The organism is Collinsella tanakaei (genome assembly GCF_016900375.1).
In the GTDB taxonomy this organism is placed as follows: domain Bacteria; phylum Actinomycetota; class Coriobacteriia; order Coriobacteriales; family Coriobacteriaceae; genus Collinsella.
Genome location: NZ_JACJKB010000016.1, coordinates 1 through 24688, shown reverse-complemented (window position 1 = coordinate 24688; position 24688 = coordinate 1). Strand labels below are relative to the sequence as shown.

At 63.0% G+C, this 24688-nt stretch carries 14 protein-coding genes; 12 read left to right on the top strand and 2 right to left on the bottom strand.

Annotated features, from left to right (window positions below; genetic code table 11):
• The first annotated feature begins 2 nt into the window (after window positions 1-2).
• The 6 genes from H6A16_RS09200 to H6A16_RS09175 all read left to right on the top strand — a co-directional run bounded on the left by H6A16_RS09200 (window position 3) and on the right by H6A16_RS09175 (window position 4399).
• Window positions 3-512: a hypothetical protein gene (locus H6A16_RS09200; RefSeq protein ID WP_204618462.1), complete on the top strand. Its 510-nt coding sequence runs from the start codon at window positions 3-5 to the stop codon at window positions 510-512.
• Window positions 513-548: 36 nt separating this feature from the next.
• A complete protein-coding gene (locus H6A16_RS09195) occupies window positions 549-1193 on the top strand; it encodes a hypothetical protein (protein WP_204618461.1) in 645 nt (214 codons plus the stop codon).
• 40 nt (window positions 1194-1233) lie between these two features.
• Window positions 1234-2379: a zinc ribbon domain-containing protein gene (locus H6A16_RS09190; RefSeq protein ID WP_204618459.1), complete on the top strand. Its 1146-nt coding sequence runs from the start codon at window positions 1234-1236 to the stop codon at window positions 2377-2379.
• A 2-nt stretch (window positions 2380-2381) separates the two neighbouring features.
• The gene (locus H6A16_RS09185; RefSeq protein WP_204618457.1) at window positions 2382-2678 is read left to right on the top strand and encodes a hypothetical protein; all 297 of its coding nucleotides are present in this window, start codon (window positions 2382-2384) and stop codon (window positions 2676-2678) included.
• Window positions 2679-2914: 236 nt separating this feature from the next.
• A complete protein-coding gene (gene ychF, locus H6A16_RS09180; RefSeq protein WP_204618455.1) occupies window positions 2915-3991 on the top strand; it encodes a redox-regulated ATPase YchF in 1077 nt (358 codons plus the stop codon).
• Window positions 3992-4024: 33 nt separating this feature from the next.
• Window positions 4025-4399 carry a DUF1648 domain-containing protein gene (locus H6A16_RS09175; protein WP_204618453.1) on the top strand — a complete coding sequence of 125 codons (375 nt, stop codon included), beginning with the start codon at window positions 4025-4027 and terminating at the stop codon, window positions 4397-4399.
• Window positions 4400-4497: 98 nt separating this feature from the next.
• Here the strand turns inward: H6A16_RS09175 and H6A16_RS09170 are convergent, their stop codons facing one another.
• A complete protein-coding gene (locus tag H6A16_RS09170) occupies window positions 4498-5544 on the bottom strand; it encodes an asparaginase (protein ID WP_204618451.1) in 1047 nt (348 codons plus the stop codon).
• 549 nt (window positions 5545-6093) lie between these two features.
• On the opposite strand from H6A16_RS09170, the gene guaA reads away from it, so the two are divergent.
• The 5 genes from guaA to H6A16_RS09145 all read left to right on the top strand — a co-directional run bounded on the left by guaA (window position 6094) and on the right by H6A16_RS09145 (window position 20764).
• Window positions 6094-7692, top strand: a complete 1599-nt coding sequence (gene guaA, locus H6A16_RS09165; protein ID WP_204618448.1) for a glutamine-hydrolyzing GMP synthase — start codon at window positions 6094-6096, stop codon at window positions 7690-7692.
• Window positions 7693-8012: 320 nt separating this feature from the next.
• Complete coding sequence (locus tag H6A16_RS09160) at window positions 8013-9305, top strand: helix-turn-helix transcriptional regulator (RefSeq protein ID WP_204618446.1); 1293 nt, start codon at window positions 8013-8015, stop codon at window positions 9303-9305.
• Between the two features lie 178 nt (window positions 9306-9483).
• Window positions 9484-13923 (top strand): Ig-like domain-containing protein, encoded by a 4440-nt coding sequence (locus H6A16_RS09155; protein WP_204618444.1) that lies wholly within the window; start codon window positions 9484-9486, stop codon window positions 13921-13923.
• Window positions 13924-14058: 135 nt separating this feature from the next.
• Window positions 14059-20031, top strand: a complete 5973-nt coding sequence (locus H6A16_RS09150) for an InlB B-repeat-containing protein (protein WP_204618442.1) — start codon at window positions 14059-14061, stop codon at window positions 20029-20031.
• A 109-nt stretch (window positions 20032-20140) separates the two neighbouring features.
• Window positions 20141-20764, top strand: a complete 624-nt coding sequence (locus H6A16_RS09145; protein ID WP_204618440.1) for a sugar O-acetyltransferase — start codon at window positions 20141-20143, stop codon at window positions 20762-20764.
• A gap of 153 nt (window positions 20765-20917) precedes the next feature.
• Here H6A16_RS09145 and H6A16_RS09140 read toward each other — a convergent pair whose 3' ends face one another.
• Window positions 20918-21682, bottom strand: a complete 765-nt coding sequence (locus H6A16_RS09140) for an alpha/beta hydrolase (RefSeq protein WP_204618438.1) — start codon at window positions 21680-21682, stop codon at window positions 20918-20920.
• Between the two features lie 734 nt (window positions 21683-22416).
• Between H6A16_RS09140 and H6A16_RS09135 the strand changes: the two genes are divergently transcribed.
• Window positions 22417-24567 (top strand): Tex family protein, encoded by a 2151-nt coding sequence (locus H6A16_RS09135; protein ID WP_204618436.1) that lies wholly within the window; start codon window positions 22417-22419, stop codon window positions 24565-24567.
• Window positions 24568-24688 lie beyond the last annotated feature (121 nt).

Here is a 24688-nt window from a genome sequence, read left to right as displayed (position 1 = left end):
ACATGGTTTCCAAGCATCTTTCGGGCGGCAAGATTCCGAAGCCGGCGATACTTGCCGGGGCTGCTGTTGCCGTGGTGCTCGTTGTGGTCGTGTGCTTCGGCGGCTTGTCGGGCCTGCTGAACGGGAAGCCCGATCGAGGTCGCATCGAGGCCGATGTTCGTGCCGAGCTGTCGGACTGGGCGGATGACGGCGAATACGGTTACGGCGACTCGTTCAAAATCTCGTCCTTTGAGATCGTGAACGAGGAGCGCGAGAGCCTGGAAGGAACGCTTTTCGGCGGTGTCGGTTCCGAGTACTATGGCGCTGACGTGAAGGTGAAGGCGTCTAGCACTGGCGTCGATGCCGAGCGCACTGTGTCAGTTTCCTATATCAAGCAGGGCAATTCGTGGGAGCCGTTCTCGGCGAGCACGAGCGATTCGCAATATACGGCAAAGAAGGGTCCCAACGAGGAGGTTATCCAGCGGAAGGCTGACGGAATCGTAACGCATGCGGATGACTGGTACGAGGTTTAGAAGCTGTACGAGAACGGTAAGTTTACGGTTAGCGAAGTGAAGCTTGGCGATGATGGCCAGTCCAGCGCCGTGACGATTGCCTGCGACGCCGGATCCCCGTATTTCGATGCGCGCTGTGACGTCACCGCCACCTTTGAATTCAATAATGGGGATTGGCGTCTGGATGATGTGGTGCTGGATGATGACGCAGATAAAAGTTCGTTTGACAAGCTGATAGGAACCTGGAAGGGCACGTTCAAAGAGACGGCGGGCAAGTCGGGCAAGGGAATCTGCTACGGCGCGGAAAACAGCGAGTTTACTCTCGACATCGAGTCGGTTGACCCGACGACGGGAAAGGTGAAGGGCACGTTCTCGGGCCTCGCGCATTACCACGCTCCAACTGAGAGCGATCAGGAATCCACTGAGGGTGACAAGGAAATCGGGCCGATTGAGTTTACCGCCACGCTGAAAAGGGATAGTACGCTAGGGCACAACTACAACCATATGAAGAGTATGCAGTATGTCGCCGAGTACGAGATGCCCGATACCGGCGATGGGGTCATTACGGTTAGTTTCGGTTTCAGCGAGCGCGATGATCCAAACGCGGCGTACGGGGCTCTTTACACCAAGGTTGAATACGAGGAGAGCTGGTTTACGACGGATGCAGATTGCGAGGACATCTACACGCTGACGAAGGCGTAGTAGAAACGGCAATCAGGGACGTTAGGGGAGGGCGAGCCGGATGAGCGAGACATCTTTCTGCACATACTGCGGCGCTCGACTTACACGGGGAGCGAAATTCTGCACCTCGTGCGGCGCGCGCGTCGAGGCCGGGGACGTTTCAGCCGCGGAGAAGCAGCAGGGCGATGTCGGCTCGGACGCCTTCCTCTCTGAAGCGAATGCATCCAGTACCGAAGGGACTCAGGCTGATCAGAAACCGGAGCGCAAAGGGTTTTCGGCATTTCGCCGCCTGACGCTCAAGAGCGTCCCGTTGTTCATCATCTTCATCATCACGGCGCTTGCGACCGCACTGTGTGCGTACGCGCTGTACCGCGTCGTCACGGATGTCGTCATTCCGATGATGCAGCCGCAGACCGAGATCGTGGAGGATTCTCCGGCAGCTGAGGAGCTTGCTGAGGAGGCCGAGGAGCCAGCTGCCGATGAGGAGGAGGTTCCGGAGGAGGAGACCGAAGTCCAGGCATCCGCAACGGGTGACCCCGATAACTTCATGCAGCTTGCCGAGCTGCTGGCAATGGAGCCGAGCGAGATCGATGCCTATCTTTCTGACGAAGGCCTGTATCGGTACACCGGTGGCGATGCTCGACTCGAGGATGTAGTGAGCGAGGATAACGCTTGGCTGTACGGCCAGGTCATGGGCGACGTCCTGCGCTCGGAGCTGCCTGCGGAGCAGGTGGATGAAACCGTGCTATCGGACTTCGATAAGGGCAATTCGCTCAGTGCGCTTGGCTGGCAGGGTTACTTCTCGTACTTTTCGGGTGCGTTTGCGACAGAGATGCAGTTTGGCGTGGATGCCTGTGAAATCAAAAATGGGCAGATCGTCCACCCTATGACAACCGACGAAATCGCTGCGGGAGGTGTATCGACGTCGGCAATCATTCCCGCCTTGCCAGTTAATTGGCTGTCCGAATCCGAGCTACATGAAGCCGCTACGGGCTTGTTCGGATTCCAGGGCGAAGGGTCGTACTACTACATCCAGGGCCATATATGGATGATGGTCAAAACTGGCGGGAGGCGTACTTCCAAGCGGTTGCGGGCTATGAAAGCGTGCGTGGAGAGCAGGCCATCTGGTTTGTGTACCAGGGCGGAGTCGATTGGGAAGAGGGTCGCGATGGCATCGCCGCTTCGCAGACTGCGGTCGGCTGCATGACGATGTCCACAGCAAAGAAGATGGTTATCGACACGGGCCTGTACTCCGAGGACGAGTGGACCTCTGCGGACGACGAACACAAGAAGATGATGTTCCTGCAGTCCTACGTCCAGAACGTCGGAGAAGCTGCGGGCTTGCCTAATCTTCGAACGGGTCAAGTGGAGCTGGTCGTAAGCCGCAACGAGTCTCGCTGGGTCACCCCCGAAGAGTACGAAGCGGAAACAGGCTATCCAGTTCCGACCACACGGACTGTCATCTCCGACGAGTACATCACCGATTACACCGAAGACGCCAAGTAACAGGGTGGATCTAGCACCGGATTGAAACCCGCCATATCATCATGGCGCAAGACGCGGAGCAAAGCTCGCAATCGCGCGCCTCGATGCGCTGATGTGACGGCGACATTGCCCAAGATGATGGGGAGCTTGGATGGCGTGGCCCTTATGCATCGGCGATGGGCTATCATACATACTCGAAGGTTCGAGCGTCCCCGCTGCTTGCCGGCGGGGCGCTTTCGTTTGAGAGAAGGTACATCGTGGCCCTGTCTATCGGCATCGTCGGCCTGCCCAATGTTGGCAAATCGACCCTGTTCACAGCGCTCACTAAGAAGGGCGGCCTTGCCGCCAACTATCCGTTCGCGACCATCGATCCCAACGTGGGTATTGTGGACGTGCCCGACGACCGCCTGCAGAAGCTTGCGGACATCGTGCACCCGGGCCGCATCGTGCCGGCGACGGTCGAGTTCGTGGACATCGCCGGTCTGGTGAAGGGCGCCAACGAGGGCGAGGGCCTGGGTAACCAGTTCCTGGCGAACATCCGCGAGACCGACGCCATCTGCGAGGTCGTGCGTTACTTCAAGGATCCCAACGTCATGCGCGAGGTGGGCCGCACTGGCGACTTCGTCGACCCGGCGGGCGACGCCGACACCATCATGACCGAGCTCATCCTGGCCGACATCCAGACGCTCGAGAAGCAGATTCCGAAGCTGGAGAAGGAGGCAAAGCGCGACCATGAGCTCCAGCCCAAGTTGGACATCGCCAAGCGCCTGATCGCATGGCTGAACGAGGGCAACCGCGCCGCCGCGCTCGACATGATCGACGAGGAGCGCGCTGCCGCCAAGGGCCTGTTCCTGCTCACCATGAAGCCTATCCTGTACGTGGCCAACGTCGACGAGGACATGCTCGGCGAGGAGCTGGAGCCCATCGACGGCGTCACGCCCATCCCCATCTGCGCCAAGGTCGAGGCCGAGCTTTCCGAGCTCGACGCCGAGGAGGCCGCCGAGTACCTGGAGAGCATGGGGCTCGAGCGCCCGGGCCTGGAGGTCCTCGCCCAGGCGGCTTACAAGCTTCTCGGCCTGCAGTCGTTCTTCACCGCAGGCGAGATGGAGGTCAAGGCTTGGACGGTGCGCCAGGGCGCGACGGCTCCCCAGGCTGCGGGCGTCATCCACACCGACTTCGAGCGCGGCTTCATCAAGGCCGAGGTCATCAGCTACGACGACTACATCGAGCTCGGCGGCGAGCAGGGCGCCAAGGCCGCTGGCCGCCTGCGCATGGAGGGCAAGGAGTACATCATGGCCGATGGTGACGTGGTGCACTTCCGCTTCAACGTCTAGGCTACCGCGACGTATCCGCTGCAAAGGAGAACCATGTTCAAGTACAGCAAGATGGCGGGCATCCTGAGCGTCGTGACCGGCCTACTCGCCGTGGCGCCGCTCATCGCCGCCTTCATCATCGTTCCGGGTCTGCCCGATTCCGTCCCCATGGGTGTGGAGCTCTCCGGCGAGATCAGCCGATGGGGAAGCAAGTACGAGCTGTTCATCGCGCCCGTTTTGGCCCTTGCATTCGGCGCGGGCATCTACATGCAGACGTCGCGCAAGGCGGCTGAGCACGCGAAGACCTCCCAGAGCATGGCCGTCACCACGGCCGAGCGCTTCATGCGCAACGCGGTGCTGACCTGCGCTGCCATTAACATCGCGAACATCTACCTGATGTATCGGGTGGTCACGGCGATGACCGTGTAATCGCGATCCGCACATTCGATGCGCAAAGGCCGGGCGCAGGTTGATCGCATCCTGCGCCCGGCCTTTGCTGTTATGGGATAGTATTCGGCACCGCAGCGCTACAGCGCGGCAAGACGGTCGTTGTTGACAGGCCGGTAGAACAGCTCCTTGACGCGGTCGGGGTCGCTCGACTGACCGCGCGCCCACATGGTTTTGGCAACAAGCGCCTCGGTGGTCATGTCATCGCCCTTGAGGATGCCAGAGTGTTCCGCGTAGGCACGGCCGACTTCGTAAACGCCGAGGTCGAGACCCTCTTCGGGGACCTGCGTCGTGATGACGATCGTGCGGCCGGAGTCGACCCAATCGAAGATCGCCTCTTTGAAGGAGAGTCCGTCCTGGTTGGACGCAGCGTATTCAGGGATGCCGCCGATGCCGAACGTCTCGAGGATGATGGCGTCGTAGTTGGGCTTGAGCAGCCCGAAAATCTCGGGGCTGATGCCGGGTGTGAGCTTGAGGACGAAGACGCGCTCGTCGAGCGTGTCGAAGAAATGCGGGCCCGTGGGCTTGGAAGCGGTGGCGGCGAGGCCCTGCGCCGCGACGAGCGCGTCGCCGCTGCGGATGATGCGGTCGTTGCGGATATAGGCGATCGAAGGGTAGTTGACGCTTTTGAACGCATTGAAGCTCATGGTCCGCTGCTTGCGACCGCGCGTGCCGGCGATCACCGCGCCGTTGAACACGATCGTGACATCGTGACTGCGGTCGTCGACGGCATACAGGATGCTCTGGAACAGGTTGAGCTTGGCGTCGGTGAACGAATCCTCCATGGGCTTCTGCGATCCGGTGAGCACGATCGGCTTGGGGCTGTCCTGGATCAGGTAGGAGAGGGCGGCTGCTGTGTACGCCATGGTGTCGGTGCCGTGCAGCACGACGAAGCCGTCGTAGGCGTCGTATTCTCGAACGATGGCGCGGCTGATGCGGAGCCAGTCTGCTGGCTGCATGTTGGTGCTGTCGATATTCATGAGCTGGCAGATGCCGATATGGGCGAGCCGGGCGATCTCGGGCACGGCGCGCGCGAGGTCCTCGCCGGTGAGGCTGGGGGAGAGGCCGTGACCGTCCTCTGCGGAGGCGATGGTTCCGCCGGTTGCGATAAGCAGGATGTTTTTCATAAGGTGTGCTCCCGTGGATGCCGTATTGCCGTCTATTGTGACATATCTGGAGCCAAACGCTGCGCCTCTGCCGCGGTTCGAACGCGTGCTTGAAGGGGTACGGGGGTTAATTTAAAGAAATAGATTCAGATATGCGTTACCTAGTTGATAGATAGGATGAAAATTCGGCGCGAAAAGCTCCAAGATAAAGGGCTCTATCCGGGCGGATGCGGAAGAAATCAGAAGAACTGTCCGTTATGTCCGAAATAAAACCGTTAAAACGCATCTGCGGCGCGCTGCGGACAACCTATCAAACTTGTGCGCTTACGCATATCTGAATTAACTTTGCGAAACGCCCGGTTGCCCCGTGCAAATCGGCCCCACAACACGCCTCGAGCGCCCTGCGAAGCCTTAAAAGCGGGCTGGCGACGGGCTGTGGAAGCCGCTGTCTTTGTACAGCCTGCGTAAACGATGGGGATTGGGCACGAAACGGCTGCTCGCATGTATGATAGTGCGGGTATCGAATGCGGCCTGCACGGCGCGGGCCGACATATCAAGCAGAGGAGACCTATGTCGCAGACTTCTTCCAGCAAGACGGGGAGCAAGGTCCTCGTTTTTGACTTCGGCGCGCAGTACGGCCAGCTCATCGCCCGTCGCGTGCGTGACCTGCATGTGTACTCCGAGATCGTTCCGTGCGATATCTCGGCCGACGAGGTTCGCGCCCTGAATCCCTCGGCGCTCATCCTCTCCGGCGGACCGGCGTCCGTGTATGCCGACGACGCGCCTTCCATCGATCCTGAGATCTTCAACCTGGGCCTTCCTGTGCTGGGCTTCTGCTACGGCCATCAGATCATGGCCGTCACGCTCGGCGGCGAGGTCTCGCATTCCGAGATCGGCGAGTACGGCCCCGCCACCATCGAGCGCGACCGTGAGAGCGCCCTGTTCAACGCGACGCCCATCGAGCAGACCGTGTGGATGAGCCACCGCGACGCCGTCTCCCGCGCGCCGGAGGGCTTCGTGGTCACGTCGTCCACCGAGGTGTGCCCCGTCGCCTCCATGGAGTGCCCCGAGCGCAAGCTGTACTCCACGCAGTTCCATCCCGAGGTGCGCCACACCGAGTTCGGCCAGCAGATCCTGTCGAACTTCCTGTTCAACATCTGCGGTCTCGAGGCCAGCTGGACCATGGACAACCTGGTCGAGAGCATGTGCGCCGACATCCGCGAGAAGGTCGGCAGCGACCGCGTGATCCTGGCGCTTTCGGGCGGCGTGGACTCCTCTGTGGTCGCGGCGCTCGGCGCTCGCGCCATCGGCCGCCAGATGACCTGCGTGTTCATCAACCACGGTCTGCTGCGCAAGGGCGAGCCCGAGCAGGTCGAGGAGGTCTTCACCAAGCAGTTCGACGTCGACTTCATCCACGTGCACGCCGAGGATCGCTACGCCGCGCTGCTCGACGGCGTCACCGAGCCGGAGGAGAAGCGCCGCATCATCGGCACGCAGTTCTGGAAGGAGTTCTTCGCCGTGGCCCAGGAGCTCGACGGCGTGAAGTACCTGGCCCAGGGCACCATCTACCCCGACATCATCGAGTCCGGCGCCCGCAAGACCGGCGGCAAGGCCTCGACCATCAAGAGCCACCACAACCTCATCCCGTTCCCCGATGGCGTGCACTTCGATCTGATCGAGCCGCTCGACCACTTCTTCAAGGACGAGGTGCGTGAGCTTGGCTTGGCTCTCGGCCTGCCCGAGCACATCGTGTACCGTCAGCCCTTCCCGGGTCCGGGCCTCGCCATCCGCATCATCGGCTCGGTGAGCCCCGAGAAGCTCGAGATCCTGAAGAACGCCGACGCCATCGTCCGCGAGGAGCTCGACGCCTACAACGCGCGCCTGTTCGAGGCGACGGGTGACCGCAACTCCGAGCACAGCTGCTGGCAGTACTTCGCGGTGCTGCCCGACATCAAGAGCGTGGGCGTCATGGGCGACGAACGCACCTACCAGCGCCCGGTGATCATCCGCGCCGTGGAGTCGAGCGACGCCATGACCGCCGACTGGGCCAAGCTGCCCTACGACGTGCTCGCCAAGATCTCGAGCCGCATCGTGGCCGAGGTCCCGGGTGTGAACCGCGTGGCCTACGACATCACGAGCAAGCCTCCGGCGACCATCGAATGGGAGTAGCTTAATATATGTATTAATAAAACTAATACTAATACATAGATGTATGAATGAAGACGAGGCTGCGATAATCCCGCAGCCTCGTCTTTGTCTTCGGTATAGACGCTCATCGCCTGCATGGAAGACGAATAATGAAGACCGGGGCTTCGGCGCGATAGCCGCTCCTTTTGGAATGGACGCTGCGCCTCGGCGCTCTGAGCCCGGCAAAGCGGTCCCGTCGCGTACCGTTCGCCAGCTCACCCGTTTCATCCGTCGTTAGCACCAATTGTTCGCGAAAACGAACGAATACAATGCGTAGGTACCGAGTCGAAACGGAGCGCGTGATGGACTATCGCAATGTGAGGGAAACCGCTGAATCGTGGGGGATTTCGGACCGCCTGGTGCAGCGTTTTTGTTCCGCGGGAAGAATCGAGGGTGCCCGTAAGCTCGGGGGAACGTGGATCATCCCGGAGAATGCAGAAAAGCCCGAGGACCTTCGCAAGCGCCGGTCGACGGGGCACGAGCCTGCCGAGCAACCGATAGCCGAGACGTCCCAGCCAGACGAGAAGCATCGTCCCTCTGCGTCGTGGGCACCGCCGGCGGTGCACGCCCCTCAGATGTCCCCCATCGCGCCCGGTGTGTTCTCGCGCTTGATGCCCCTGATGAACACCTCGTTCGAGCCGGGAACCTGCCAGCAGACGATCGAGCAGTTCGAGGACCCCGAGATACGCATGATCGCTCAAGCGGAGTTCTGCTACTTCAGCGGCGACGCCGAGCGAGCCGTTCAGCTGACAAGCGAGCTGCTTTCCCATGACGACCTGGCAGTCCGCCTCTCGGCATGCCTTATCTACGCGTATGCCAACCTGCCTCTGGGCAATATCAACCGTTCCCGCTTTGCGTTGGCGGAGCTCCAGCGCGCCCTGAAAGCCTCCCCGAACGTCTCGTCCGAGCAAAGCCGCGCGGCGATCGCCTTCATGGGCCATACGTCCTCTATCCTCCTGCATATTCCGGTGCCCGATGACGTGCCGCCCGTCGACTCGCTGCTGCCGCTGCTTCCCCCGGGCCTGCGCGCGTTCGCCCTCTATGTCAGAGCGCACGCGCTGTATCTTAGCGGCGACTACGCGCGAAGCCTGGGCGTGGCCGAGGCGGCCTTGCTCATGAGCCCGAAGGTCTATCCCATATCCGATATCTACCTGAACCTCGTTGCCGTCATGGACTGCATGAGCCTCAAGCGCATCGCCGATGCACGCGAGCACCTGCTGACCGCCTGGGAGCTTGCGCGTCCCGACGGACTCATCGAGGCGTTCGGCGAGCACCACGGCCTGCTAGGCGGCATGTTGGAGTCGGTCATCAAGAGCGACTGGCCCGAGGACTTCAAGCGCGTCATCGACATCACCTACCGCTTCTCCGCCGGCTGGCGCCGCGTCCACAATCCCGCGACCGCCGAGACAGTCGCCGACAACCTCACCACCACGGAGTTCGCCGTGTCGATGCTCGCGGCCCGAGGCTGGACCAACAGCGAGATCGGTCAGCACCTGGATATCTCGGCGAACACGGTCAAAAGCTACCTGACCTCTGCCTTCCGCAAGCTTGGCATCAGCAAGCGGCAGGACCTGGCGCAGCACATGCTGCGCTGACGAGTGCGCTGCGGACGGGCCCCGGAGCGTCGCCACATGGTGATCGCCCGGCGCGGTCCGTCCTGTTTGCCTACCCGATTTAGCAGAAAAACGGCGGTGCCGCGCTGCCTCCCTTTTCGCTACGCTGAGTGGACAATGCGTCCACGCTGCTAAAACGCTATATCGAGGAGGGGCCTGTATGAGCGCTCGAACCCCTGAATCCACCCAGACCAAGTCTTCGATGGCGGTCTCGCGTCGTTCGTTCGTGCTCGGCGGCCTCGCGGGCGCGGCATCGCTGTTCCTGACCCCTCTGTGGCAAGATGGCGCGACGCGCGCCTATGCGGTCGATAGCGCGAATCCCGAGTTCAAGGTGTTTGTCGTCTCGAATAAAGAGATCGGCATCGCGGCTGTGGACGTCACGAACAACCAGAACAGGCCGCTGCCCGGCGCCGCGGTGACGCTCACGACGCGCGGGCCGTTCTCCACGACCAAGCAGGGAACGACCGATGCGGACGGCAACATCGTGGTCGACATCTCGAAGATGACGACCCCCATCGATGTGGGCGACGGCGAGGTCATCTACCGCTTCGACGGGCGCATCGACATCGAGAAGGAGGGCTACCGCCGCGTCACGATCGAGCGTATCCGCTGCGACGGCGGCAGCGGCATGAAGGTTCCCACGCGCCTGGTCACCGACCAGAACTACGTGTACTTCCGGAAGATGTCGTTCAACGGCTGGGATATCCAGTACACGAAGAACGCCTTTCCCCTGGTCAAGAGCGAACTGACCACGCACGACCTGGCCGGCGAGATCGAGGCGCCGCAAAAGAGTGCAGCGACGGTCTCGCTCGTGGCAAAGGACAACGGCACCGGGAGCGAGTCGGTTATCCGCACGTTCGATGTGACGTTCTCGGACGGCGTCGGCAGCTTCTCGGCCTCCGATCACTTCCTGTGCCCCGGGCATAAAGCCTGCCTGAGTCTGAACACATCGTATCTGTACCATGTCGCGTTTTCCGATGGGGACGAGTACCGTTTCGAGACGGGCCTGTCCGTTGTCCAACCGCCGGTCGATTCGGTGCTGAGCAGCGGCCAAGACTTCGCGCTGAACGCGCAGGACAACGAGGCATGGCCTGCAATCAAGCTCGGTGACTCGGTCCCGAAGCCGCTTCAGGGCACGCTGACCGTCTGGAAGCCGTCCTTCCCGATCATGGGCTATGTCTCGCCGTTCGGCTACGCCATGTTCGGCGTCAGCACGGTGGGTCTCGATTGGGTCAAGAACTCCCCGCTTACGGGAGGGGAGTGGGAACGCGAGGGCCATTCTTCGGCCAAGCAGCAATGGCAGGAGCTCCAGAAGCGCTGGAACGACCAGATCGCCAAGACGCAGCGCATGAAGTCCATCGCGCGCGGTGCGGGCAAGGCCGTGAGCTTCTCGTCGAAGCTCAAGGCGAGCGTGGCGCTGCAGGCGTTCCTCCTGGTGAGCTGCGACCTGTTCGACGAAAGCAAACCCTTTACCGGTTCGGCGAACCTGCTCGCGGAATTCAGCATGGGAGTCGAGCTGAACTGGACGTTCGTCGTCGGTCCGGTGCCTCTGTTCGTCACGCTCTCGCCCGAGATCAGCGCCCTGATCTCGGCTGCGGCGCAGGTTAAAGCCCCTCGGAACAACCCGCTCGCCATCAACCTGGTGAACGATTCCAATGTGCAGGTCAGCTTCACCATCAACATCCAGGTCGGCGTCCATGTGGGCGTGGGCATCTCCGGCGTCGCGTCGTTCGGCTTCCGCGGCGTCGGCTACTTCACGATCTACATCGGCGCCTTCGAGATGAAGGGTTATATCGAGGGCTATCCGCTCCCGCGCGTTATCGTCAGCTCCGGTTTCGATGTCGAGGTCATCGTCCAGCTGCTGATCTTCAAGTGGAGCGGAAAGCTCTGGAGCTACTCGTGGCCGCGGCTCTACGATCGTTGGGCGGGGCTTAATCCGACCCTCACTGCGGGCGAGGTCGAGGGGAACAGGGTGGCCGAGCCGCTCGGGTTCCAGCTTAGCGCGGGTAACGACGGCGGGGCGGTCTACTCGCACTCCGGGCCGCTCGGCAACGGCGATCTGAACCTCGAGGCCTTCCTCAACGAGGCGTCGATCGTGACGGAGGGCGAGCTCGCCAAGACCGCCGAGGTGAGCGCAAAGCAGAAGGCGGGCTTCACGGCGACGACTTTCTCGTATGAGCAGCATCAAATCGGCGACGACCTGTACGTCGCCGAGATGCGCACGTTTGGGCCGGCCAACGCCGAGGAGGACATGGAGGAGTTCGACTACGAGTACATCGGGCGCGACGAGGACGCGGTCTGCCGCTTTGGCGATAGCCTCGGCGTTGCGGGCATCGGCGAGCTCGGCGGTGTGAAGCCCACCGCCGACACGCGCATCTCGCGCAACATCTTCAGCAACCCGCTCCAGAAGACCGTCCTCTTCCACTCCACGCCGTACATGTTCCGCATCGTGAGCGTCACCTACAAGCTCCAGGACAAGACGGTCCAGCGCACGCGCCTTTCGGCCCAGCGCTACAACGCCGACACCGGCAAGTGGGAGCGGCCGAAGGTGATCGACGTCAACCTGGGGAACATGGGGGCGCGCATCGATACCTTCGACCACGACTTCGACGTGATCGCCTATTCGGAGGACCTATCGAATCCGAATGTGCCCAACGGCATGCATGTCCTGCTGATAAGCGGCACACGTCCGAGCGGCGATACGACCGGGCTTGCGGATGTTGCGAGCAACCAGCTCATGACCTGGCTGATTCTGGACGAATACCTCCAGGTTACGGCAACCTACTCGTGGAAATACAACCCCGGCACCTCGAAGACCTATAGCTACCCGTCGGTTCCCCGCCTGGTCGTGCTGCCTGCAAGCAATGGGTCCAGCGCATCGGCCTACGGCATCGCCGCGGTGTACCTGCGCCGCTGCGCCTCGACGCCGGAGGGGCTGTTCGGCTCCGCGGCGCAAACGACGGCGAAGTACCTGCTGCTTTCGGGCACGAAGGTCCTGGAGTGCGCTCCGTTCGCCGTGCACTCGACTGCCTACGACATGGTGCTCGCGGCCAATACGGGCAGCGTAAGCGGCGGCAGGGCGAAGCTGTCCTTTGTTGTCGCCTCCCGGTCGAGCGAGGCGGGCGTGCGCATCACGACCGTGAAGATGGATCTCCCTGAGAATCTCGCAGCCATGGAAACCAACAAGGTTGCCGGTGCCGACATGGAATTCGACGCCGTCGAGAACATCGCCGATACCAAGGACATCACCGATGTCAAGGTGTGGCCCAACCATTCTGCGCTCCTCACCGTAAAGGACGGCGTGCTCTATGCGTCCACCTTCAATCCGGACGTGCAGCACGGCCAGCTGAGCTCCCGGCAGGTCGGTCCCGAGAGCATCAGGATGTCCGGCTTCATGGTGAGCGAGAACGGCAATGTCCTGCTCTTCCTGGAGAACAGGGAGGGCGAGGGCGGCCAGACCTTCAACGAGGCGGGCGAGCCGTCGCCGACCAAGGTGAGCATCCACCGCGTGTGCGCGAGCATCCTGTGCGACGACCTGTTCTCCGAGTCGTTCCCCCTGGCGGAGCTGAACCACCCTGTGGATTCGCTGTTTGCCGTCAACGGCGGGGCGTCCTACACGTTCCTGGCGACCTCCATCACCGACATGTCCACCAGTGCGGCGGACCTCTACTACCTCGATATCCCCGTCGTCGCCACGGCGACGCCGCTCGGCTTCGAGGCGGTCTACCAGTTCGTCGAGCAGGGCGACCCCGACGCGCCGTTCTTCATCACCCTGCGCAACGACGGCAGCGTGATCCTCAAGGGCTGCACGATCGAGATGTGCGACGCCGAGACGAGGCGGACGGTGGATTCCCGCCGGTTCTCGTTCTCGAAGGACAAGCTGTGCGCCTCGGTGTGGAACCCCGAGCTCTATGAGGATCCCACGCCCGAGCTGCTGGAGCTGATTGAGCTCAAGCAGAACATCTATCCGCCCGAGTGCCTTGCCGCCGTTACGAACGCCAACGACGGACCGCATCTGCTGGCGGATCCCGCTGCGAACAACTTGCTCATGCCGGGCAAGACCGCCCAGTACCGGGTCAACTTTTCCATTCCCAAGGACTGGCATGGCACGAAGAAGGTGTACTTCCAGCTCAAGGACTACCAGTACGACACCATCGTGTCGGCCGTCGACACCGAGGGCGAGGTGCCCGTGCTGCACTACACCGCGCCCTATCACGAGTCGCTTACCAGTGAGGTTCCCGTTCACGAGGAGGTTGGCGACGAGGAGTTCGACCTCTTCGATCCCGGTGCGTGGAAAGTGGAGGATGACGGCTCCGATACCCCCATCGGCGGTGGCGGTGTCGGAATGGATGAACCGGATGCGCCGGGAGGGTCCGGAGGGTCCAGCGGCTCTGGCGGTTCGGGTGGTTCCGGCTCGTCGGGGAAGACCCAGGCATCCTCGGGCGTCCTGCCGGGCACGGGCGATGCGTCCGTGCCGACGGTGGCGGGCCTGGCGGCGACCGCCGCGGCTGCGGGCTTCCTCGCGTACAGCGCGCGGCGCCATGCCATCGAGCGCGCTGCAGAGGACTCCGACGGTGCGGCAGGCGGTGGCGATGAGTAGCCGCGCCGCGACATAACGGGTAAGGGGAACGCGTCGCGCCTTCGGGCGCAGGCGCGTTCCTGTGGCATTCGACGAAGGATAACTGCGATGGGTGGATTCGGAACGTTTGCGGGCGGACGCCTTCATGTGAGGCATATGCTGGCGGTTTTCGTCGCGATGGCGATGGCGCTCGTGGCGCTCCTTCTTCCTGTGGGGCGCGCCCATGCGGTTGACGATGCGGGCGAAGTCGGGGCTGCGAATGTCGTCTACTACGACGTCAGCACGGCGAAGCGAGGCGCCGACTACCGCATCACCGCGTCGGGGGACTACCACCTGAAGGGCAGCACGAACCGCGTGAGCATCGTCGTGCAGCCGCCAGAATACGGCACGGTGAACATCTATCTGGAGAACGGCCTTCGTATCGATGCCGACTTCACCGGCCGCGGCTGGGACCTCTCCTCTGCGCCGGCCATCTCCATCGGCGAGGCGACCGGCGCGACGGTGAACATCATCACCCTCGAGAGCGCCCAGGTGTACTTGGGCGGCTATCGCGGTGCGCCGGCCATCCGCAAGAACGGAACCGCGACGAAGCTCATTTTCAGCACGCGTACAGCAGGCCAGCCTGGGACGTTGACCGCAGTCGCCTCGTCGGAAGGCAGCACTCCCGCCATCGGTTCGAACGGGGGGTCGGGAACCGTTGCCGGCAACATCCATTTCGAGAGCGGCAAGGTCGAGGCGCGCGGGCACGACGCACCCGCCATTGGCTGCAAAGATGGCAACCTGACGTTAAAGAACCTCACCATCAGCGGCGGAGAGGTGATTGCAACAGGCAGCGGCGCCAATTCGGCGGGCATCGGCGGAGGCAAGGGCGGCCATGCCGAGAACATCACCATCATCGGCGGTACGGTGCGCGCGACCGGCTCGGGTGGCGGCGCCGGCATCGGCAGCGGCTCGAGAGGTCGCGCAAGCAATATCACCGTGAGTGGCGGAACGGTGACGGCTAAGGGCGGGACGTCCGCCAACGGCGGTGCCGGCATCGGCAGCGGTGCGGGAGGCAGCGCCAGCGCGATTACGGTCGGCGGGGGTACGGTCGATGCCGCGGGCGGCGGGTACGCCGCGGGTGTCGGTGGCGGAAGTGCGTCTTCTGTCTCCAAAATCGCGATAGGAACGTATCAGCGGGACAACCTGACTTTGACTGCTCGCGGCGGCACGGATGCGCCGGGTATCGGATGCGGCGCAGGCGAGAACGTGAGCGTTTCGGGCATCATCGTGCGCGGCGGCACCGTGACGGCCATCGGCTCGAGTACGGGCGGTGCGGGCATCGGCGCCAGCCACCAATGCTCCTCGTGCTATAGCATCCACATCGTGGGCGGCACGATCACGGCGACAGGCGGCCCCGGGTCAGCGGGCATCGGCGCCGGGCAGTATTGCGAAGACCTGTCCATCATCACCATCGAGGGCGGCCTGATCAGGGCTACGGGTGGACAGTCGAGCACGGGCGATATCGGCTCGAACCGCGCCAGGAACGTGAGTGTGAGCGGTGGAACCGTCGACGGCACCATTGCTGTGCGGGACAATTCGCCTGCCGTCATCACCGGCGGCTCCGTGCGCGCGTTTGCCGACGACTGCAAGCTTGTCAACGGCAACAACGAGACGGTGTACCGCACCGTCGCCACCGTCGTGGGACTGACGACGAGCACGAAGATTACGGACCTGAATATCGGCATCGGGCAGGGAAGTTCGGCGGCACGCTACGACTATGGCTCGACGGACCTGTACACCCTTGCCGACGGGGATGCGCAGAACCTGTTTGTGTATCTGCCTGGGAGCACGTATACGCGCACTGCGGAGGATGCGAACGGGGTTGCCTATCGAGGGAATGTTTATCCGGGTGAGGCTGGTCAGCTCAAGCCGACGACAAACGTTCTGCTGGTGAGCGGGAACGGCTACGATGGAGCGGCCTTTGCCACGGTGGGCGAGACGAGTATCGAGATAGACGAAGAGCCTACGGACGGCCTTGGCCGAGCGGTTGACCACTATGCGGACTCGGTGGGTCGGCGCGTGGCGGATTCGAATGGCATGATCTATAGCGGTGACACGGAGTACTCCTCCGGGGGCGTGTGGACTTATAAGGGCGGCAATGAGGCGACGCTCGAGACGGTGTGGGAGGCCAAGACCTACACGATTGTCTATGAGGGGAATAGGCCGGAGGATGCGAGTACGGAGCTGGTTGGAGATACCCAGCACGCTTATGTTGAGGCTGATGCCAAAGATGCGCATATCAACTCGGGCGGCTTCTCGCTGCCCGGATACCGCTTCACCGAATGGAACACCGATCCCGATGGGTTTGGCGACGACTACGAAGGCGGCGCTCTCATCAGGAACGACCTGTTCCTCGACGCGGACGACGGTACCGTCACGCTGTACGCCCAGTGGGAGCCGTATACGTATGAGGTGAAGTTTGAGTCCGGCGATGGGACGGGTGAGATGAAGTCTCAGGTGATGACGTTCGACCAGAAGGAGGCACTTGACCGGAATGCGTTCAAACCTCCGTCGGGCAGTAGCTCTAGCTTCCTGTACTGGAAGGATGGAGACGAGAATCTCTACGTCGACGGTGAGGCCGTGACCAACCTGTGCACGTTCGACCAGCAGTCTTCCGGTGACAAGCCGATCGGCCGCACACTGACCGCGCAGTGGTTGCCCAACAACGCCGTCGTCATCACGATTTTCAACAACGGCGAACCGGTCGTGCTGGATAATCCGGGTGAGGATATCGTGCTCGTGAGCACCGAGGATTCATCAGAGACCGTGAAGGGCTTTTCTGCGACTGACGTCTTAGGAGTTTATGGCCTTTCAAATGTCAAACTTGGTACGTATCATGTCGATATAAACGATGGCGAGTCGGCAGGGTTTCCGACCGACAAGAAAACAATCACTGTGGAAAACGGCAAGAGCAATTCATTCAGCGCGAGTTACTGCACGATTACCGTGAAGTCTGCGGATAGCGCACATGTAAACGCTTGGATTGGGGAGAGCCCAACGTCGCCGACCTCTACCGCGCGAACAGTGTTTCAGGGCGAGAAGGTGTCGCTCCAGGCGAAGACCTACCCCGATTCGGATGCCCTCTACGTCTTCGATCGCTACGATGTCGATGGCGTTGTTCCAGACGACTTGGTTTTGAACGAGCCGGACACTCAGGAAATCAAGGTGAACGGTGGCGTGACCATCACAGCGCATGCGCGCCCGGCTTCCTACAGCGTCTCGTTCGAGTCCAACTATCCTGCCGACGCAAGCACCAAGGGCCAGGCATCGGGCAAGATGGCCACGATGACGGACCTCCTCTCTACCGAGGAGTACAAGCTTCCTGCCTGTGCGTTCACGCTGCCGGGTTACACCTTTGCCGGGTGGATGGTGCAGGGCGGCACGGCGGAATATGACGACGAGGCGACAGTCCGGAACCTCGCAAAATCTGACAATGAGACCGTGACCCTGGAAGCTCAATGGAAGCCGAACTCATACACCGTAGCCTTCGATGCGAACGGCGGCGAAGGCACGATGAACCCACAGTCATTTACGTTCGACAAGTCGCAGAATCTCACCTCGAACACGTTCACGCGCGACGGTTACACCTTTGTTGGTTGGAGTACCGAGGCGCATCCTCTCTCGGATGATCCGAGCGGCACGACGTATGATGACGAGGCATCGGTGAGCAACCTCACCTCGGTCGACGGCGCCACCGTCACACTCTATGCGCAGTGGGAACGGGATACGTATACGGTGACGTTCCAAGCCAACGCCACCGATGCCGTGGGCTCCATGAATCCCGAGTCCGTCCCCACGAACGAGGACTGGCTCGTCTCCGGGTGCGGCTTCACCCGCGCGGGCTACACGTTTACTGGCTGGAATACTGAGGCGGATGGAAATGGGGTCACATATGAGGCCGGCACGACCGTGCCTGCGCTTGCGGTGAAGGACGGAGAAGTTGCACTCTACGCACAATGGCAACCGGTCTCTTACACCCTCACCTTTGATGCGAATGTTCCCGAAAATGCAAGCACGACCGATCTGCTGACCGGTGCCATGAGCGAGCAGAAGTTGACTTACGGCAAGAGCGCCGCACTGGCCGCCAGCACGTTCCAGCTGCCCGGTTACAAGTTCACGGGCTGGAACACAGAGGCGGATGGTGCCGGTACGCCCTATAGCGATCAAGAGCAAGTGATTGACCTCGCCACGGAAGACGGCGCTACCGTCACGCTTTATGCGCAGTGGAAGCCGATGATCTACACGGTGCAGTTTGTCTCCAACGGTGGCAGCGGCTCTATGGACTCGCAGCAAATGACCTTTGACCAGTCCGCATCGCTCAGAGCGAACTCATTCACCAACGACGGTCAGGTCTTCATCGGCTGGGCAATCTCCGGCGAAACCGGGAATAGCACGCTGATCGGCGACAGGGAGACCGTTGTCAACCTCTGCACGATCGACGACGACGGCAAGCCGCAGGGCCACATCCTAAGCGCTGTCTGGGCATGGAGCGACGACGTCCTTATCACGCTGACGAAGGACAACATCGCCGTCGAAAACGCCAACATCGCTCTCGTTGCGGACGGGCAAACGATTCCGCTGACAGCCTACGACGGTGTGCCCGGCGTGTACTCCGCCTACGAGATCAAACCAGGCACCTACCGCGTCATCGCAGACGGCTATCCGGCGGGCAACAAGACGGTGGAGGTCAAAGACGGCCAAACGGCAACCGTCGCGCTCGACTACAGCACCATCACCGTTGCGGGCGTCGACGAGCACGTGGATGTCCGGTTCGGTGACACTCTCGGCGGATCCTCCAGAGTCGTGTTCACGGGAGACAAGGTCACGATCAGTGCAAGCCTCTCCGATGGCTACGTTTTCGAGGGCTATGCCGTCGAAGGCATCATGCCGGATGGCCTCGACGCCGATAACCCCGGCGCCCAAGACATCACCGTCCAGGGCAAAGTGGCCCTGACAGGACATGCGCGCCCGGCCCAGTACGAGGTCAAGTTCGATGCGAACGGCGGCGAGGGAATTATGTTCCCCCAGGATTTCACCTACGACGTTGCCCAGACGCTCGAGCCGAACGCGTTCACGCGTAACGGATACGTGTTCAGCGGCTGGAATACCGAGGCGGACGGTAGCGGTGCCTTCTACGCCGACCAAGCGCAGGTGGGCAACCTCACCACGGAGGACGGCGCTATCGTCACGCTTTACGCGCAATGGAGCACGGTGGGCCCCAATCCTCCGAGGCCCCCGGCGACGACCTATGCCGTCACGGTGAACACGCACGCCCACGGAAGCGCCGCGGCGGATCGCAAGACCGCTTCTGCCGGCACGACCGTCACGGTGACCATCGACCCCGATGAGGGCTTCGAGCTGCGCGACATCTCCGCGCTCGATGGCCGGGGCCGCTTGGTTGAGCTTGCTGCGCGCGATGACGGCACCTACACGTTCACGATGCCGGCATCCAGCGTTACGGTGCAGGTCCTGCTCGGATGCGACGGGGGAGACCTCTGCCCCTCGCGCCGCTTCCCCGACGCCGACCCCACGCAGTGGTATCACGATCCTCTTGACTGGGCAATCGTCCACGGCATTCTCGGCGGATACAGCGACACGGGCCTCATGGGGCCGGAGGATGCGGTCACGCGCGCCCAGATGGCGCAGATTATCTGGAACGCCGAGGGCAGGCCATCCGCGACGGACGCCAAGGGCTTCTCCGACGTGAGCGAGGACGATTGGTTCGCGGATTCCGTCCTGTGGGCACAGTCGGCCGGCGTCTTCGTGGGCTACGAGGGAACCGACCTGTTCGGGCCGAACGATCCGCTCACGCGCGAGCAGGCGACCGCCGTGATGATGCGGTGGGAGCAGCTGAGCGGTAACGACGTGTCGGCGCGCATCGATCTTTCGCCATTCCCCGATGCGGGCGGGGTGTCCGCTTGGGCGCTCGAGAGTATGTCGTGGGGTGTGGCCGCCGACATCATCAGCGGTGTCGACCAGCCTGACGGCTCGGTGCTCCTCGATGCCCAGGGCGCCTGCACGCGCGCCCAGATGGCGACCCTCATGATGCGTCTGCGCGCCGTCGACCAGCTCGATCCCTTCGCCTAGCGGCTTGCGGGGGCGACTGATTTCGGGGCGGGTACGCTTTGCGCTTCGGCGCGCGTGCCCGCCCTCTTTTGTGCCATCATGGGGCACATGTTCGGAAAGGGGAGGGTCTATGGAGCTCGCAGAGATCAAGCGGCGCATGGCGGATGGCCGCCTGTACATCGCCAACAGCGACGAGCTGTTCGCGGAGCAGATGGCCAGGCGAGATGTGCTCGATGAGTACAACAGTCTGCCGTTCGGCCATATGGCCGAGCGCGACGCGCTGCTGCGTCGCCTAGTTGCCGAGGCAGGCGAGGGCTGCATGATCGAGCCGCCGCTTCACGCCAACTGGAGCGGCGCTAACCTGCATCTTGGTAACCGCGTGTACGCCAACATGGGGCTCACGCTCGTGGACGACACGGATATCTTTATCGAAGACGATGTCATGATCGGCCCCAACGTGACCATCTGCACGGGCACGCATCCCGTGTCGCCCCGCCTGCGCGCGCTGGGGCTGCAGTACAACAAACCCGTGCGCATCTGCGCGGGCGCCTGGATCGGCGCGGGATCCATCCTGCTTCCGGGGGTGACGGTGGGTGCGGGCTCCGTCGTGGGCGCGGGCAGCGTGGTTACGCGCGACGTTCCCGCGGGCGTCGTGGCTGCGGGCAACCCCTGCCGCGTGCTACGGGACATCACTGACCGCGACGATGCCCTCTACGACGGCGATAAGCCCGTCGACGGCTTCTGGCTCGGCTGACAGGCGGCCTTTCGGGCCATCACCCACAAAGCACCCACAACTTGAGCCGAAATCGTTTTCGAAACGGCCTAACCCCTAGGTTGTGGGCCTTGGTTGTGGGTGTTCAACACGGGATCGTCAGTGGGCTGGCGGCGACGGCGAAGGCGGCTCCCGCTATCGGGTTGCCTCGATTGCCTCTTCCGCCAGGTCGGCGGTCTGGCTCCATTGCTCGGCTGCGCTCACGCTTGCCTCCCCGTCGCCCGCCTGCGGGCCGTAGTCGCCGAAGCCGGCGTGGTTGCCTCCGTCGAGCACCGTCGTGCTCGCGCCTGCGGGCAGGTTGGCGGCGTTCTTCTCGAGGGCATCGCGGTTGTGCACGCCGTCCTCGCTGCCATATACGATGCTGACGGCGAGGTTCGTGGCGGAAAGATCGCTCGCGGCGTAGGCGGCAAGCAGCAGGACGCCTTCGAGCTCGCTGCTGTGCCCCGCGGCGAACTGGGCCGCCATGGCGCCGCCGAGCGAGTGCCCGGCAATCCACCAGCTTTCGACCTCGGGCGCATCGCCCATGATGCCGTTAGCTGCGTCGATACCAAAGAAGGCAAGGTTGAAGGGCATCTTCGCGATCACGCAGTAGTAGCCGCGCTCGGCGAGCTCGCAGGCGAGCGGGATGTATGCCGCCGCCTCGACCTTGGCGCCCGGGTAGAACACGATGCCGACGTCCGCGTCGTCGTCTCCGATGGCGATGGAGCCGTCCGTCTCGGTGAGTTCGCCCGATGCGGTAAGGGATTCTGCCAGCTGGCGTGCGGTATCGCCGGCGCGGTAGTAGTCCGCCGTATAGATGAAAAAGGCGGCTGTTGCGGTCATGATGAGCGCCGCGATGCCGATGGCCACCCGACGAGGCCAAACCCTGCGACCTTGCTTTTCGGCGTTCCGTTCATCCATGGAGGTTCCTTCCCGTGCGATGCGCTCCATTGTTGCATATCCGTCGGCGCGAAACCGGCGTTGGGCCGGAAGTCGGACGCTCATGTGGGGTGCTGCGAGGCGGACTGTGGATGAAACCGCGACTTTTGTACCCGATATGAGAGCGAGGTCAGGTAGCGAAACCGATTAAGCTGCCAAAACGACGGAGCCTTAGGGCGGATTTGGCGGCTGTAGAGGCTGGCTGCTCTCGGAATCGGGTACAAAAGTCGCGGTTTCATCCAGGGCATGCTCTCGGGCCGGCAAAATCGGTATCGGCGCGACCCGTCGGCACGCGCCCGCGCAAGTGGGAAGGCGGCAGGCGCTTGGGCGATCCGTGCATAGCGGGCCATCTGCCAGCGTATTCACTCGGCGCCCGACGGACCATGTGCGCTGCCTCGCAGGACGGGCCGTCGCGGCAGGGTGGCGGTTCGGTATGCAGGCTGCAAATAGTCCGGACTTTGGACGGACTTTTGACGCCGGGTCGAGACAAGCGCTCTTTTGACCTCGATGTTTTCGCAGGTCCAAAGGGGGCTTGTACGGCCCCGGGGTGAATAATCCGTCCAAAGTCCGGGCTTTTCGCGGCGGGGTGGCCCGACAGGGCGCACCCAGGCCGCATCGTGCCGAAGCCGGCGTCATCCGGTGGCAGGCCGCCCTTGCGACTGCCCTCATGGGCGGGTATTCTTGTTCAGCCCTGCACCCGACAACAGGGGAGCCCTATGGATATCATCGCAACACTTGCCGAGGAGCTCGGCCTGAAGAAGGCAGCTGTCCAAGCTGCGGTTGACCTTATCGACGAGGGAAACACCATTCCCTTTATCGCTCGCTACCGCAAGGAGGCGACGGGCGGCATGGACGACGTCGCCCTGCGCACGCTCGACGACCGCCTGGCTTACCTGCGCAATCTCGAGCAGCGCAAGGAGGATGTCATCGCGCTCATCGGTGCTGCCGGCAAGCTCACGTCGGAGCTCGAGGCGGACATCCGCGCGGCCACGCAGCTGCAGCGCGTCGAGGACCTCTACAAGCCCTACCGCAAGAAGCGCATGACCCGTGCGGGCAAGGCACGCGCGGCGGGGCTCGAGCCGCTCGCCAACATGATCATCATGCAGGCGACCACCAAGGGCTCGGCGCTCGACGCCGCCGGCGCCTACGTGACGCCCGAGGCCGCCGAGGCCGGTTTCGATACGCCCGAGAAGGCGCTCGCCGGCGCGGCCGACATCGTTGCCGAGACGGTGGCGGAAGACGCCGAGAACGTGGCCGACTTGCGCTCCTTCACCGAAGGCACGGGCGAGATCGCTGCTGTGGCGGTCGATGCGGACGAGAAGACGCCCTACGAGCCGTACTACGACTTCTCCGAGCCCGCGCGCAAGATCCCCAACCACCGTATCCTGGCGATCGACCGCGGCGAGCGCGAGGGCAAGCTGCGCGTGCGCGTGAGCGTCGACACGGATGCCGCGGTGGCGCGTCTGGGTTTCCGCTGGCCGCGCCGCGCGGGCGTGTTCGCGCCGGTGCTCGACGCCGCCATCGCCGACGGCTACAAGCGCCTCATGGCTCCTTCGCTCGAGCGCGAGCTGCGCGCCAAGCTCACGGTGCGCGCCCAGATGGATGCCATCAAGGTCTTTGCCAAGAATCTCGAGGGCCTGCTTTCGGCGCGGCCCGTGCGCGGTGCCCGCGTGATCGCCCTCGATCCGGGATACCGCACGGGTTGCAAGGTGGCGGTGCTCGACGAGACGGGCAAGCTGCTCGATCACGGCGTGGTGTATCCCACGCCGCCGCGCCGCGACATCGCGGGAACGAAGCGCGAGCTGGCGCGTCTTATCAAAAAGTACGGCATCAACACCATCGTCATCGGTAACGGCACCGCGAGCCGCGAGACCGAGGAGGTCGTGTCCGATTTCATCGGCGAGTCCGCGCCCGACCTGCGCTACACGATCGTCAACGAGGCGGGTGCATCGGTGTACTCGGCAAGCGAGCTCGCGAGCGAGGAGTATCCGGATCTCGATGTGACCACGCGCGGTGCCATGAGCCTGGGCCGTCGCCTGCAAGATCCGCTGGCAGAGCTCGTGAAGATTCCGCCCCAGTCCATCGGCGTGGGGCAGTACCAGCACGATCTCGACCAGCATGAGCTTGCGCGCACGCTCGGCCATGTGGTAGAGGACGTGGTGAACCGCGTGGGCGTCGACGTCAACACGGCGAGCGCGAGCCTGCTGTCCTACGTGTCGGGCATCACGCCGACAGTCGCCAAGAACATCGTGGCTTATCGCGAAGAGCACGGCGCCTTCACCGATCGGCGCCAGCTGAAGGAGGTGCCCAAGCTCGGTCCCAAGGCGTACCTGAACGCAGCGGGCTTCCTGCGCATCACCGGTGGCGACAATCCGCTCGATGCCACGAGCGTGCATCCCGAGAGCTATGCGGTGGCGCGCGAGGTGCTCAAGCGCGCCGGCGTGGGTGCGGCCGACCTCGCGGCGGGCGGCATCCCCGACATCGAGCAGCGCGTGGGCAGCGTGTCGGCGCTGGCGTCCGAGATCGACTGTGGCATCCTGACCCTATTCGACATCATCGCCGAGCTCGAGAAGCCCGGCCGCGACCCGCGCGACGACGCGCCCGAGGTCGTGTTCAGCAGCGCCGCCCGCAGCATCGACGACCTCGAGGTCGGCATGGAGCTTGCGGGCACTGTGCGCAACGTGGTCGACTTCGGCGCCTTCGTGGACATCGGCGTGCACCAGGACGGCCTCGTGCACATCTCGAAGATGGCCAAGCGCTTCGTCAAGCACCCGAGCGACGTGGTGACCGTGGGCGACACGGTGACCGTGTGGGTCGAGCGCATCGATCGCGAACGCGCCAAGATCTCGCTTTCGATGGTGAAGTAAGAGCCGGCGGGAGCCGGGACGCGGTGAAAGTTAGGGGACAGGTCCCATATTTGCAGGCAGATGCGGAGCCCGCGGGCTCCGCATCTGCCTGCAAATATGGGACCTGTCCCCTAACTTTCAC

Coding starts and splice junctions, on each gene's coding strand:
- H6A16_RS09200 (WP_204618462.1), top strand. CDS start 3: ATGGTTTCCAAGCATCTTTCGGGCGGCAAGATTCCGAAGCCGGCGATA.
- H6A16_RS09190 (WP_204618459.1), top strand. CDS start 1,234: ATGAGCGAGACATCTTTCTGCACATACTGCGGCGCTCGACTTACACGG.
- H6A16_RS09185 (WP_204618457.1), top strand. CDS start 2,382: ATGTCCACAGCAAAGAAGATGGTTATCGACACGGGCCTGTACTCCGAG.
- H6A16_RS09175 (WP_204618453.1), top strand. CDS start 4,025: ATGTTCAAGTACAGCAAGATGGCGGGCATCCTGAGCGTCGTGACCGGC.
- H6A16_RS09170 (WP_204618451.1), bottom strand. CDS start 5,544: ATGAAAAACATCCTGCTTATCGCAACCGGCGGAACCATCGCCTCCGCA.
- guaA (WP_204618448.1), top strand. CDS start 6,094: ATGTCGCAGACTTCTTCCAGCAAGACGGGGAGCAAGGTCCTCGTTTTT.
- H6A16_RS09160 (WP_204618446.1), top strand. CDS start 8,013: ATGGACTATCGCAATGTGAGGGAAACCGCTGAATCGTGGGGGATTTCG.
- H6A16_RS09155 (WP_204618444.1), top strand. CDS start 9,484: ATGAGCGCTCGAACCCCTGAATCCACCCAGACCAAGTCTTCGATGGCG.
- H6A16_RS09150 (WP_204618442.1), top strand. CDS start 14,059: ATGCTGGCGGTTTTCGTCGCGATGGCGATGGCGCTCGTGGCGCTCCTT.
- H6A16_RS09145 (WP_204618440.1), top strand. CDS start 20,141: ATGGAGCTCGCAGAGATCAAGCGGCGCATGGCGGATGGCCGCCTGTAC.
- H6A16_RS09140 (WP_204618438.1), bottom strand. CDS start 21,682: ATGGATGAACGGAACGCCGAAAAGCAAGGTCGCAGGGTTTGGCCTCGT.
- H6A16_RS09135 (WP_204618436.1), top strand. CDS start 22,417: ATGGATATCATCGCAACACTTGCCGAGGAGCTCGGCCTGAAGAAGGCA.